The sequence below is a fragment of the Polaromonas sp. UBA4122 genome (assembly GCA_002381615.1).
Lineage (GTDB): Bacteria > Pseudomonadota > Gammaproteobacteria > Burkholderiales > Burkholderiaceae_C > Polaromonas.
On record DFWY01000137.1, the window covers coordinates 1 to 12,820 of the forward strand.

A 12,820-nucleotide genomic window follows, 5' to 3' on the forward strand; every position below is an offset into this window, starting at 1 on the left:
CCCCCAGGCCGATCACTCCTACATTGGATGTCATTTGTTGGCTACTTTCAATTGAGATTCAGTCTAACGGCACAGTGCCTGGATCAATATTTCATATGGTTATCATACAAATTCGTAGTGGACTCAATATGCGGGTTTACCCGACATTGCACACACAAGGCCGTACGTCATACGGGCAGGCGAGTCAACGCCGCGGAGGCAGACCGGAGACCAGGGGGCGTGCCAACTGCACACCCGCCTGTTGCCAAAAAGCCGGGTCAGCCTGCTCGATACGCAGGATGGCGTTATCCATGTGCCGTGCGGCCGCCTTGCGCGCCGCAGCCGCGTCGCCTGCTTCAATGGCGCGCAAAATCTTGTCATGTTCGTCGCGCACTTGCCGCGCGAAGTCCGCTCGCCGCGCCTCATTGGCGCGCGTGACGCGGGTGGCACCGTGCAGGAACTGGCGCAGGTATTCCAGCGTGCCGATAAGAAAGGGGTTGCGCGCTGCTTCCGCAATGGCGCGGTGGTATTGGACGTCTTCGTTCACGCCGTCGCCACCGGCTTGCACGGCCTTGTCCAGCACAGTAATGGCTTTGCCGATGCGCTTGATATCGGCCTGAGTTCGCCGTTGCGCGGCCAGCCCAGCCACCTCGGCCTCCAGTGCGCGGCGCACTTCCACCATCTGGATCACCGCCTGCTTGGAGACTGCGGACTTGGCATCAAAGTTGAGCGGCGAAAAGCCCAATTCCTTGACGTACACACCACTGCCTTGTCTTGAATCGACCAAGCCCAGCGACTTGAGCCGTGAGACGGCTTCCCGCACCACTGTGCGGCTGACCGAGAACTGCTCCACCAGCGCCGCTTCGGTCGGCAGCTTGTCCCCCACTGACAGCCGACCCGCCCGGATCTCGGCCGTGAGCGCATCCGCCACCTGATCAGAGAGGTAGGCGCCGGGTGTGATGGACTTGAACTTGGCGGTCATGGAAGGCCTTTAACTTGTGCTTCGACTCGACCGCATGATCAAAGCCTTGCGCGGCGTTTATTCGTTGGCCGTATCAGCCAAGGCGGGCTAAAGCCTCTCTTACGGCCTCGACGCCACTTTGCGGCGAGGACAGAACTGGCACCTTCAGATCGGCGAGCAAAGGGATCAGCCGCGCCATCGAAACCTGCGCGAGCACAATGACATCGACCTTGTCGCTCAGCGACTGGATGGTTCGCTTGACGATGTCATCATGCAACTCGGAATTGCCGTCCAGCAGCGCCTGAAAGCCGCCTTCGGCCAGCGCTTCTTTGACTTCAATGGAACGCCCCGCGGCTGCGGCCTTGGACTTGATTAAACGCACCGTTGGATCAAGCGTCGTCCTCACCGTAGCGACCACCCCGATCCTCGTCCCTGCCGCGACGGCACGTTCGGCCATGACATCATCAATCTTGATGACCGGGATGGAAATGGCCGCACGTGCGACGCTGGCCGCCTCGCCCACCGATGAGCAGGCATTGAGCAGCACATCGGCGCCCATCTGCTGACCCACCTGCATGTAAGTGATGATGCGCCCGGTCACAGCCTCGGTCAGATGACCTGCGGCCATCACATCGTTGAGCAGGCTGTCGTCCATGAGGTTAATGACGCGCACGTCAGGCAGTATTTGTTGAAACTGCTGCTTGATCGGCTGGATGGTGGCGGGGCCAGTATGGACAACGACGACGGTTCTCATTGAAAAATCCTTGTGAACGAAATGGAAATATTTACCCGGCAGGCGCTCGCCTGCCGGGCTGGGGTTCAAGCTATTTCGGGTAAACCAGGTCGCGCAGCCCCAGTGACAGCACCGGCACGTAGGAGATGACCATCAGGCCCAGTCCTTTTGCCTGAGCGTTCAGGCACCATTAAGGGTGCCACATGCGCCTCCCGCGATTTTCGAAGTGAAAGCTCTCTCCTGACGAGGCTGATTCTAGCTACTTGCCTAGCTTTCCGGTTAAGTCGTTGGCATCCGGCGCCATAATAGAAAGTTACCCAAAACAACCCTTTAAAGAGAAGACAACATGGAAACAAAATCGCTTGGCGCTCATGAAGAGGCAAGGACGGTCACACCGAGCTTTGAGGCCGCGACCTACAACAAGGTCGGCTGGCGTCTGATCCCGTTTTTGCTGCTTTGCTATGTCGTTGCCTACCTTGATCGCGTCAATGTCGGGTTTGCCAAGCTGCAGATGCTGCAAGACCTGAGTCTCAGCGAGACGGTTTACGGACTGGGAGCTGGTATTTTTTTCATCGGTTACTTCCTGTTCGAAGTCCCCAGCAATGTGATCCTGCATCGCGTCGGCGCGCGTATCTGGATCGCTCGCATCATGGTGACCTGGGGGGTGATTTCGGCGGCGATGATGTTTGTCACGTCCGCGACGAGTTTCTACGTGGTGCGCTTCCTGCTCGGCGTTGCCGAGGCGGGTTTCTTTCCCGGCATCATTCTCTATCTGACCTACTGGTACCCTGCCGAGCGTCGTGCTCGCATGACCGCGCTGTTCATGACTGCGATCGCGCTGTCCGGTGTGATCGGTGGGCCGTTTTCGGGCTGGATCATGCATAGCTTTGGGGGCGTGGGTGGTTTAAAAGACTGGCAGTGGCTCTTCATTCTTGAAGGCCTGCCCTCGATCGTCATGGGTATCGTCACATTTTTCTATCTTGATGACCGCATCGACCATGCGAAATGGCTGACGCGCGAAGAAAAGGCGCTACTTGAGCGCAACATGGTTGCGGAGAACGCCAGCAAGCAAGATCTCCTGATTGGCGCAGTGTTCGCCGATCCGCGGGTCTGGCTGATGAGCCTGATCTACTTTTGTTTTGTGATGGGCCTTTACGGCGTCAGCTTTTGGCTGCCCACGATCATCAAGGCCACTGGTGTGAAAGACGCGCTGCAGATCGGTCTGCTGACCGCGATTCCCTTCGGCTTCGGGGTGGTCGCGATGGTTCTGGTATCTCGCAGTGCGGATCACAGCCGCGAACGGCGCTGGCATATTGCAATCCCGGCCTTGCTGGGCGCAGGCGGCTTGGTGCTGAGTGCTGTTTGGGGGCAGAACACGGTACTTGCGATGGCCGCGTTGACGCTGGCAACCATGGGTATCTTGACGACGCTGCCGCTGTTCTGGAGTCTGCCGACGGCGTTTCTCGCCGGAACGGGCGCGGCCGCCGGGATCGCTCTGATTAACTCTCTAGGTAATCTCGCCGGCTTTGCCAGTCCTTTCGTGGTCGGCTGGTTGAAGGACCTGACCCAAAGTACCAACGCCGGCATGTATCTGCTCGCCGCGTCAATGGTGCTTGGCGCGCTGCTCACGCTGAGCGTGCCGACGCGGCTCGTTAACAAGTAACTCGTTATAAGCTAAGCCCCCCCGGCTATGCCGGGGGGGCTTACGTTGCTTTATGGCCGTACCGCGAGAGTGACGGCCTGCGGATTCTCGCGTACAGACTCCCGAATAATGTCTTCAAAGCCTTCTTCAGGCAACAAGTCCAGGCCGCGCGCCCGCGCTGCATGAATGCGGGCTGGCCAGGTCTTGACGATGCCGCGGATGGCCAAGTCGGGCGTCCAGTCAATCAGTGCGGTGGCCGCCGTGCCGGCCACGCGCTCCAGCGCTGCAGCCATCTCGCCGGGGGTGGTGGTCAGTGCGGGCAGATTCAGGCCAGTGCGTGGGCCCCAAGCCAGGTCGCTCGCCTCGACTGCGCGAATGATGCCCTGGACGGTGCGCGCGGGGGATGACAGTGCCACCGGTATGTCTGGTGTCACCGGGCAGGCCGCTTTGACGCCGGCCAGTGGCTCACGGATCATGCCACTGAGAAAACTCGATGCTGCGCCGTTGGGCTGGCCGGGGCGCACACTGACGGTCATCAAACGCACGTTACGGCCCGAATGAATCCTTTGCGCGTGTAGTCGGCCACCAGTTGTTCACCAATGTATTTCTGGATGCCATAGCTGCTCTGCGTGTGGGCAGAGTGTTGTCTTCGATGGCGGGCGGTACTGGCTGCTCAGGGGAGTCGCCAAACACAGCCAGCGAACTGGCAAACACCACGATGGGTTTTGTCTTCAAGACGCGGCAGGCTTCCAGCAAGGCCAGCGTTGCGTCCAGGTTGCTGCGCATGCCAAGGTCAAAATCGGCTTCGCACTCACCGCTCACTGCGGCCGCTAGATGAAAAACGATAGCATCCTCCGCCCGTAAAACGGGGGCTACAGCCTTTTTTTCCTAAAGAAGCTGGTTGAGGTCGCCGATCACCACGCGTATGCGTCTGTCGGCAGCCAGCTCGGCGGGTGGCGCCGACCGGTCCACCAGCACACCGGGCACCTTGACCAGGCGCGGAAGCAGCGTGCCACGCTCGGCGATGCGTTCGACCTGCGCGATCACGATGCCGCCAGAATTGCGTGCGGCCATGGCAATGGCCAGCGCCTCCAGTGTCAAGGCCTCGCGCTCCATGCTCAGGTTGCCGTCGGGGTCGGCGGTGATGGCGCGGATGATGCCAACCGACACCGGGAAGGCCTTGTAAAACAGGTATTCGCGGCCGTCAATTTCCATCAGCCGCACCAGGTCTTCAGTGGTGCGCGCGTTGATCTGGCCGCCACCCCAGCGCGGGTCGACAAAGGTGTCGATCCCGACATGCGTCAGGGTGCCGGGCTTGCCCTCGGCGATGTTGCGAAACAGGTGGGTGATCACGCCCTGCGGCAGGTTGTAGGCTTCGATCTGGTTGTTGACCGCCAGTTTCTGCAGCGCCGAAACCAGACCCCCAGTGCCCGCCCACTACCCGCTTGACCATGCCGCGGTGGCCCAGGTGGTTGAGCCCTCGCGTGGCACCATCGCCCTGGCCGGCGGCATAGTCCAGTGTCAGGTGGCCCGGCGCACCGGTGCCGGTTTCGGCCAGGGTGTCGAGGAAACGCTGCTCCAGCGCCACCGCCACGGTCTCGGCAAAGCCAATGTCGACGAAGCCATTGGTGACCACGGCGTCGCCGTCGTGAATCAGCCGCACCGCATCGGCGGCACTCACGACCTTGTTGCGCCGCGCGCCAATCTGGATCGAATCGTTGAAATGGGTATGCATGCTGGCGTCCACAGGTTCAGGATTATTATCATCCGCGCATCGAGCCGGGTTGTGTGACCGGGAACCCCCCGGAGCACCGGGTTTTTCTGAATTGAGCGGCATTATTGAGCTTGTTGCACAAGACGACGTCGCGGGTTTCTGGTGGGCGCAGAGTGCGGCTGGAGAGGGTCACCGGACTAATTTTTTGAACAACCGCTGGCGGCCAGAAGCAGCCGTTCAGCCATGACGCCGCAAAGCAGTCAGTCATCAGTTGCGCTTTCAAGCGAAATGGTCGGTAGTGGCCATTACTTCCGGCAGGTAACCTACTTCCTAATGCAATCCTGACACGGCAGGTGGTACGCTGACTCCATCATGAATTCTCCCAAGATTCCAGAACCCAGCCGTCAGTCAGCACGCAACTGGATCGTCGTGGCATTGCTGCTGACAGCAGCCACCGCTTGCGGGCTCTTGCTGGATCGGTATATATCGCTGACAAGTCAGGCCATGATTTATGTGCTGGCTGTTGTGATTGCCGCTTACAAACTCGACTGGATTGGGTCGGCAGTCTGCGCAGTGGGGGCTGTCACGGCACTGAATTTCTTTTTTGTGCCGCCGCGCTGGACGTTTGAGGTCGAAAGCCAGGAGCACTTTATTGCGCTGGCAACGATGCTGGTCGTGGCCCTGGTGATCAGCCACCTGGCCACCGGGGTTCGGCGCGAGACAGAGATTGCTCGTTTAAACGAGCGGCGTGCGCGGCAATTGCATGGTCTGGCAGCCAACCTGTCCAGTGTTACCTCGCCGGAAGAAGTCCTGGCACTTGGCCAAGAGGCCCTAGACGCGGCCTTTACCGGACCTTGTTCGCTGGTCTTGACGCATGACGGGAACGAATTGGATCACGCCGCTGGGCTTGCCGCCTCCGTGCGGGATGGCATGCGCTGCTGCATGGCCGAAGCTGCGGTGCTGGGGCCGGGGACCGGCCGCTGGCCAGGACTGGACGCCTGGTACCTGCCTTTGGGGGACAAAGGTCATATGACCGGCGCCGTCTGTGTCGAGCCTGCTTTGGCCCAGGATGTCAGTGGGCGGGAGCATGCGCAAGCGCTCTGTGCCCTGCTGGCGCAAGCACTGTGGCGCCTGCGCCTGACCTCTTCGATGCTGGCCGCGCAGAGCGATGCGCAACGCCAGCAACTGCAAAGCACTTTTTTGGCCGCAATCTCGCACGATCTGCGCACGCCGCTGGCTGCCATCGTCGGTGCGGCCTCTTCATTACAGACCCAGCGCGACAAACTGAGCCCGTCTGAGCAAGAGCGGTTGCTGGGCAGCATTGTCAGCGAGGCTTCCTATCTGTCCACGGTGACTGAGAACACCCTGCAGCTCGTGAGGCTCACGAGCTCGGCGCAGGAGTTCCGGCGGGATTGGGAATCCATGGAAGAGATTGTCGGCGCAGTGCTGGCCCGCGTGCGTCAACGTGATCCCGAGCGTCGCATCAAGTCCAAAGTGCCCGAGGGACTGCCGCTGGTGAAGGCGGATCCGGTGCTACTCGCGCAATTGATCGGCAATCTGCTGGACAACGCGCTGAAATACAGCGAGGGTGCGATTGACCTGACGGTGAATGCTGACGGTCAGGAGCTTGTGGTTTCCGTCAAGGATCGGGGCCCCGGTATCCCTGAAGCTGAGCAGCAAGCCATTTTCGAGCCCTATGCTCGCGGTGATCAGTCGGGCCAGCGCGGTGCCGGTCTGGGCCTGGCGCTGTGTCGGGCCATCGCCGACGCACATGGCGGGCGACTGACGCTTCGGCCTCGCGCTGGGGGTGGTAGCAATTTTGTACTCACTCTGCCGGTCGAAGCGCAGCAGCCGGGCAGGGAGCGGCCATGAGCGCAGCGCAGAATCGCTTCAAGCAAGCGAACTCCTCCTCGGGGGGCAGCGAGGACACACAGTGCCGAGCGCGGGGGGCAACATGACCCTGCGTGTGCTGGTGGTCGAGGACGACCGTGAGATACGGGCGCTGATGCAGTCCTCCCTGTCGGTTGAGGGGTTTGACGTACAGACAGCTGTTTCGCTGAGTGAGGCCAGCGCACTGCTGCGCCATAACCCGCCCGACGTCATCGTGCTTGATCTGGGATTGCCCGATGGCGATGGGGTGCTGCTGGTGCGAGAGGTGCGCAAGCGCAACACTGTGCCCATCATTGTGGTGTCCGCCCGCCATCAGGAGGCGCAGAAAATACAGCTGCTTGACGCCGGTGCTGATGATTACCTGACCAAGCCGTTCAGCGTGGGTGAACTGCTGGCACGCATTCGGGTGGCACTGCGCCATCGTGGCACGGCTCTGGCTGCTGCTGTCACGGTCCATGAACTGGATGATCTGCGCATCGACCTTGCGGCACATGTGGTGCAGCGCAATGGTGAAGTGCTGCATCTCACGCCGACCGAGTTCAAGCTGCTTGCACGACTGGTGCGAAGTGCTGGCCGGGTGGTGACTCATCGACAGTTGTTGACCGACGTCTGGGGATCCGAATTCACGGAACACACGCACTATTTGCGGCTTTACATGGCGCAACTGCGGTCGAAGATCGAGCGCGACCCGGCCGAGCCACGGCATCTGCTGACCGAAACGGGTGTCGGTTATCGGTTGGCAGCCGTTTGAGCGCGCCCTTCCTTATGCGTTCCTGATGCGCCCGCGGCGATAGTGGCGCCATGTTCACATTCAACGGATTGCAATGAGTAAAACTTCCAGTCGGGAAAGCCTGGCGGCGCTCACCTTGGGGGCCCTGGGCGTGGTGTATGGCGACATCGGTACCAGTCCGTTGTACACCATGAAAGCAGTCTTCAGCCCCGCCACGGGTATCCCGCTGGACGCGGCCCATCTCATCGGCGCCGTGTCCGTCATTTTTTGGGGCTTGATGATCGTCGTCACGCTGAAATACGTGTTGCTGATCCTGCGTGCCGATAACCGCGGCGAAGGCGGCATCATGGCATTGACAGCGCTCGCAGCCAAGGCAGCCGGCAAAACCCCTCAGCGACGAACTATATTGCTGCTGATGGGCGTGTTTGGCGCAGCCCTGTTTTATGGCGACAGCGTGATCACCCCGGCCATTTCAGTGCTCAGCGCGGTCGAAGGGCTGGAGGTGGTAACGCCGGCATTCAAACCCTACGTGCTGCCTATTACAGTAGCTGTGCTCATTGGCCTCTTTGCGGTACAGCGTTTTGGCACCGGCGTGGTGGGCAAGATGTTCGGACCTGTGATCATGCTGTGGTTTGGCGTGCTGGCTCTCACAGGTGTCGTGGAGATCATTCAGCAACCGGCCATTCTGGCCGCACTCAACCCTTTAAACGCGCTGACATTTCTGCGTTCACAAGGCTGGCATATGTTTGTGGCGGTGGGCGCCATCGTATTGGCCTTCACTGGTGCGGAGGCACTTTACGCCGACATGGGACATTTCGGCAAACGACCGATCCAGTTCGCATGGATCGGACTGGTGATGCCGGCCCTGGCCATCAATTACATGGGGCAAGGCGCGCTGCTGATGCGCGACCCATCGGCGCTTGAGAATCCGTTCTATCGCCTGTTCCCCCAAACTTGGCTCATCCCTGTCGTCGTGTTGGCAACACTGGCAACGGTCATCGCGTCCCAAGCTGTCATCTCTGGGGCCTACTCCATGACCAAACAAGCCGTTCAACTAGGGCTGCTGCCGCGCATGCAAGTGCAATACACCTCTGCGAAGGAGGTTGGTCAGATTTACATGCCTGAGGTGAACTGGATGCTGCTGGTCTCCGTTTTGCTTGCCGTCATTGGCTTCGGAAGTTCTTCGGCGCTGGCATCGGCCTATGGCATCGCGGTGACGGTGACGATGCTGATGACAACAGCGCTGGCATTCTTTGTCATTCGCCATGGCTGGGGATACCCTCTGCCGGTTGCGCTTGCAGCGACGGGTGTGTTTCTGGCGCTCGACATGCTCTTGGTGGTTTCTTGTTCGCTCAAGTTCTTAGAAGGGGGCTGGTTTCCGCTGGTACTTGGGCTGGCCATCTTCACTGTCATGGCGACCTGGAGGCGCGGCCGTGAACTGTTGATTGAGAATATCCGCCGCGATGATCCAGAACTGATGCCATTCATCACGGCCCTGACCGCAGACCATGTGCATCGGGCTCCTCGTACGGCTGTCTATGCGGTCGCCAACCCGGATACTGTGCCGCAGGCCCTCATGCACAACCTGAAGCACAACCAGGTCTTGCACCAGCGCAATCTGATCCTCACGGTCGTATTCCACGATGTGCCGTGGATTCCGTTTGAGGAACGTGTACAAGTCAAATCTCTCGTTCCGGGCTTCTGGAAGGTGCAGGTGAATTACGGTTTCAAAAACACACCGGATATTCCGAAGGCGCTGGAACTCTGCCAGTCCCGGGGCTTACCCATCAACCTGTTCGAGACTTCGTATTTCCTCAGCCGGGAAATCGTGGTGCCGACCAAAGGTGCCGGCATGGCACATTGGCGTGAAGCACTATTTGCCGTGATGTCCCGCAACGCAGGAAGTGTGGCGGACTTCTTTCGCCTGCCTAATAATTGCGTAATTGAACTGGGGACCCGGGTGCAAATTTGATGTGTGCCTGTAAGCGGCAAATACAGTCTTCGCCCTGCGTTCGTCGCCCAACCAAAGCGCATGCAGATAGGGAATCGACTTGCCCATGGCAAAGGTGGCTTGGTACAGGTCCAGCTTGCTCTTAAAGAGCAGAGCAGCACGTCGGCGGCGCTCACGGTTTGTTTGAGCAGGCCTGCATCACCTCAGTCATGCGATTGCGGTAGTCTTCGTTCAGTTGCTCGATGCGCCGGTGCATATGCCTGTGAAGGGTTTGCCGCGCGAGGGCAGGGTGAGGGTCTTTGCGCCCAGCGCGCGGAAACTTGCCGATGGACCGCAAAAACAGCTTGATATCAGTGGGTCTCTGGCATGAACGACCGCTTTGGCCAGCGGTGGTGGACCGCTGTGGGTCGAGTTGCGACGGTCGTTTTGGGCAGTTTTTTTCCGACAGCAGTGCGGCGCCTCACTGGGCGATTGCAAAGATTGGATAGCCATCCAAGCGCCTGTCAGCATGGAAGCTTTTGGCAAGTCATGTGCCTCAGCTAGACAATGCTGGAATTGAGGGCGCTGAGGGTTTGCAATGGAGGTCCGGCGCAGCAAGATCCTGCCCAATGCGCCCGCTCAGCAGGCCTACATGCCGCTGTAATTCGGCCCGCCGCCACCTTCCGGTGTGACCCAGACGATGTTTTGCGTGGGGTCCTTGATGTCACAGGTCTTGCAGTGCACACAGTTCTGCGCATTGATCTGCAGGCGATCCGTGTTGTCGGCGTTCTTCACAAACTCATACACACCGGCGGGGCAGTAACGGCTTTCGGGGCCGGCATAGGTGGCCAGGTTGATGTTGACCGGAACGTTGGCGTCCTTGAGCGTCAGGTGCGGCGGCTGGTTCTCTTCGTGGTTGGTGTTGGACACAAACACCGAACTCAGACGGTCAAACGAAATTTTGTTGTCGGGCTTGGGGTAAACGATGGGCTGGTATTGGGCCGCCGGTTTGAGCATCGCGTAGTCGGGCTTGGTGCGGTGAATCGTCCAGGGCGGGCGCTTGACGCCGAGCCTGGGCAGCAGCCAGTGCTCGATGCCGGTCATGAACGAACCCAGGTACATGCCTTTCTTGAACCACGCCTTGAAATTGCGCGACTGGTCCAGCTCCTGGGCCAGCCAACTGGTTGCGTAAGCCTCGGGGTAGGCGCTGAGTTCATCGTGTTGGCGGCCTGAGGTCACTGCGGCATAGGCGGCTTCAGCGGCCAGCATGCCGGTCTTGATGGCTGCATGGCTGCCCTTGATACGGCTGGCGTTGAGGTAGCCGGCTTCGCAGCCGATCAAGGCGCCGCCGGGAAACACGGTTTTGGGCAGGCTCAATGCGCCGCCCGCCGTGATGGCTCGTGCGCCATAGCCGATGCGTTTGCCGCCCTCCAGGTAGGCCTTGACGCTGGGGTGCGTTTTCCAACGTTGCATTTCTTCAAACGGGCTGAGGTAAGGGTTGGCATAGTCCAGGCCCATGACGAAGCCCAGCGTGACCTTGTTGTCTTCCAGGTGGTACATGAAGCCGCCACCATAGGTGTGGCTGTCCATGGGCCAGCCGGCGGTATGAATGACCAGGCCGGGTTGGTGTTTGGCCGGGTCAATTTCCCACAGCTCCTTCACGCCCAGTGCATAAGTCTGCGGGTCTTTGCCTTCGTCCAGTTTGAAGCGGGAAATGAGCTGGCGGCCCAGGTGGCCACGCGCGCCTTCGGCGAACACGGTGTATTTTCCGTGCAGCTCCATGCCCAGCTGGAAATGCTCAGTCGGCTGGCCGTCCTTGCCGATGCCGAGGTTGCCGGTGGCCACACCCTTCACCGAGCCGTCCTCGTTGTAGAGCACTTCGGCAGCAGCAAAGCCGGGGAAAATTTCAACCCCGAGGGCTTCGGCCTGTTGCGCCAGCCAGCGCACCAGGTTGCCCAGACTGACGACGTAGTTGCCGTCGTTGTGAAAGCAGTCGGGCACCAGGAAGGCCGGCGTTTTGACGGCGCCGGTTTCGCTGAGGAACAAGACTTTGTCGGCCGTGACAGGCTGGTTCACCGGCGCGCCCAAAGCTTTCCAGTCGGGGATCAGTTCGGTGAGGGCTTGGGGATCCATCACCGCGCCTGAAAGAATGTGCGCGCCCGGCTCGGAACCTTTCTCAAGCACGACGACGGAAACGTCCGTGCCTTTCTCTGCAGCCAGTTGCTTGAGGCGAATCGCAGTGGCCAGACCACCGGGGCCACCGCCCACCACGACTACGTCATAGTCCATCGCTTCACGGGGGCCAAACTGGGTCAGAATTTCTTGGGGTGTCATGATGGACTCGCTGATAATGAATTTCAGGAATGTTGTGAAAGTAATCTGTCTCGCGGCTGATTTTATGTTGTGAATACAGAGAAGCGAACGCTCGTTCACTTTTGTGGATTTCTAATCGAGAGGAGTTTCCAATGGCTTACAGCATTGATCTTTCGGGGCGTGTCGCGCTGGTGACCGGCGCTTCTGGCGGATTGGGCGCGCAGTTTGCAAAAACCTTGAGCCGTGCTGGCGCCGCCGTGGTGCTGGCAAGCCGCCGCCTCGACAAGTTGAAAGAGTTGCGCGCACAGATTGAGGCCGAAGGCGGTGCCGCGCACGTAGTGTCACTTGATGTGACCGACCACGCCAGCATCAAGTCGGCCGTGGCCCATGCCGAAACCGAAGTGGGCCCCATCGACATACTTGTGAATAACTCCGGTGTGAGCACGACGCAGCGCATCCAGGATGTGGCTGAAGAAGACTATGACTACATTTTCAACACCAATGTGAAGGGCGCATTTTTTGTCGCACAGGAAGTCGGCAAGCGCATGCTGGTCCGTGCCAAGGGGGCGGCGCCCGGAACCTATGCCGGCGGGCGCATCATCAACATCGCATCCATGGCGGGCCTGCGCGTGTTGCCGCAAATTGGCGTGTACTGCATGAGCAAGGCGGCGGTGGTGCAGATGACCCGCGCCATGGCGCTGGAGTGGGGCAAGTTCGGCATCAACGTCAACGCGATCTGCCCCGGCTACATTGACACCGAAATCAATCACCACCACTGGGAAACCGAGCAGGGTAAAAAACTGGTGCAAATGCTGCCGCGCAAGCGCATCGGCAAGCCGGAAGATCTGGACGCGCTGCTGGTCGTGCTGGCCAGCGGCGAAAGCCATTTCGTCAACGGCGCCGTGATTGCGGCCGACGACGGCTTCGC

Annotated in this window: 10 protein-coding genes and 1 pseudogene; 6 read left to right on the forward strand and 5 right to left on the reverse strand. The window is 60.0% G+C overall.

Annotated features, from left to right (window positions below; genetic code table 11):
* Positions 1-184: 184 nt before the first annotated feature.
* Positions 185-961 carry a FadR/GntR family transcriptional regulator gene (locus B3F77_RS16565; protein WP_293606015.1) on the reverse strand — a complete coding sequence of 259 codons (777 nt, stop codon included), beginning with the start codon at positions 959-961 and terminating at the stop codon, positions 185-187.
* Between the two features lie 73 nt (positions 962-1,034).
* Positions 1,035-1,694: an aspartate/glutamate racemase family protein gene (locus B3F77_RS16570; RefSeq protein WP_293606016.1), complete on the reverse strand. Its 660-nt coding sequence runs from the start codon at positions 1,692-1,694 to the stop codon at positions 1,035-1,037.
* Between the two features lie 325 nt (positions 1,695-2,019).
* Here B3F77_RS16570 and B3F77_RS16575 point away from each other — a divergent pair, with 325 nt between their 5' ends.
* A complete protein-coding gene (locus tag B3F77_RS16575) occupies positions 2,020-3,336 on the forward strand; it encodes an MFS transporter (protein ID WP_293606017.1) in 1,317 nt (438 codons plus the stop codon).
* Between the two features lie 50 nt (positions 3,337-3,386).
* On the opposite strand, the pseudogene B3F77_RS20810 reads toward B3F77_RS16575, so the two are convergent.
* Positions 3,387-4,668, reverse strand: a pseudogene (locus B3F77_RS20810) (NAD-dependent epimerase/dehydratase family protein).
* Between the two features lie 73 nt (positions 4,669-4,741).
* On the opposite strand from B3F77_RS20810, the gene B3F77_RS20815 reads away from it, so the two are divergent.
* The 4 genes from B3F77_RS20815 to B3F77_RS16605 all read left to right on the forward strand — a co-directional run bounded on the left by B3F77_RS20815 (position 4,742) and on the right by B3F77_RS16605 (position 9,621).
* Positions 4,742-5,107, forward strand: coding sequence for a hypothetical protein (locus B3F77_RS20815; RefSeq protein ID WP_349678421.1), 366 nt, complete (start codon positions 4,742-4,744; stop codon positions 5,105-5,107).
* A 294-nt stretch (positions 5,108-5,401) separates the two neighbouring features.
* Positions 5,402-6,901, forward strand: coding sequence for an ATP-binding protein (locus B3F77_RS16595; protein WP_293606020.1), 1,500 nt, complete (start codon positions 5,402-5,404; stop codon positions 6,899-6,901).
* A gap of 82 nt (positions 6,902-6,983) precedes the next feature.
* Positions 6,984-7,670, forward strand: coding sequence for a response regulator (locus B3F77_RS16600; RefSeq protein WP_293606021.1), 687 nt, complete (start codon positions 6,984-6,986; stop codon positions 7,668-7,670).
* A gap of 73 nt (positions 7,671-7,743) precedes the next feature.
* The gene (locus tag B3F77_RS16605; RefSeq protein ID WP_293606022.1) at positions 7,744-9,621 is read left to right on the forward strand and encodes a potassium transporter Kup; all 1,878 of its coding nucleotides are present in this window, start codon (positions 7,744-7,746) and stop codon (positions 9,619-9,621) included.
* Here B3F77_RS16605 and B3F77_RS21060 read toward each other — a convergent pair.
* Complete coding sequence (locus B3F77_RS21060; protein ID WP_414703033.1) at positions 9,523-9,753, reverse strand: hypothetical protein; 231 nt, start codon at positions 9,751-9,753, stop codon at positions 9,523-9,525. The genes B3F77_RS16605 and B3F77_RS21060 overlap by 99 nt on opposite strands.
* Positions 9,754-10,227: 474 nt before the next feature.
* The gene (locus B3F77_RS16610; RefSeq protein WP_293606023.1) at positions 10,228-11,913 is read right to left on the reverse strand and encodes an electron transfer flavoprotein-ubiquinone oxidoreductase; all 1,686 of its coding nucleotides are present in this window, start codon (positions 11,911-11,913) and stop codon (positions 10,228-10,230) included.
* A gap of 131 nt (positions 11,914-12,044) precedes the next feature.
* Here B3F77_RS16610 and B3F77_RS16615 point away from each other — a divergent pair.
* The coding region (locus tag B3F77_RS16615) for an SDR family oxidoreductase (RefSeq protein ID WP_293606024.1) at positions 12,045-12,820 on the forward strand (776 nt) is incomplete at its 3' end.

Bases quoted from the DNA above. Each gene is read 5' to 3' on its own strand.
- B3F77_RS16565 (WP_293606015.1), bottom strand. From the start codon at position 961: ATGACCGCCAAGTTCAAGTCCATCACACCCGGCGCCTACCTCTCTGAT.
- B3F77_RS16570 (WP_293606016.1), bottom strand. From the start codon at position 1,694: ATGAGAACCGTCGTCGTTGTCCATACTGGCCCCGCCACCATCCAGCCG.
- B3F77_RS16610 (WP_293606023.1), bottom strand. From the start codon at position 11,913: ATGACACCCCAAGAAATTCTGACCCAGTTTGGCCCCCGTGAAGCGATG.
- B3F77_RS16595 (WP_293606020.1), top strand. From the start codon at position 5,402: ATGAATTCTCCCAAGATTCCAGAACCCAGCCGTCAGTCAGCACGCAAC.
- B3F77_RS16600 (WP_293606021.1), top strand. From the start codon at position 6,984: ATGACCCTGCGTGTGCTGGTGGTCGAGGACGACCGTGAGATACGGGCG.
- B3F77_RS16605 (WP_293606022.1), top strand. From the start codon at position 7,744: ATGAGTAAAACTTCCAGTCGGGAAAGCCTGGCGGCGCTCACCTTGGGG.
- B3F77_RS16575 (WP_293606017.1), top strand. From the start codon at position 2,020: ATGGAAACAAAATCGCTTGGCGCTCATGAAGAGGCAAGGACGGTCACA.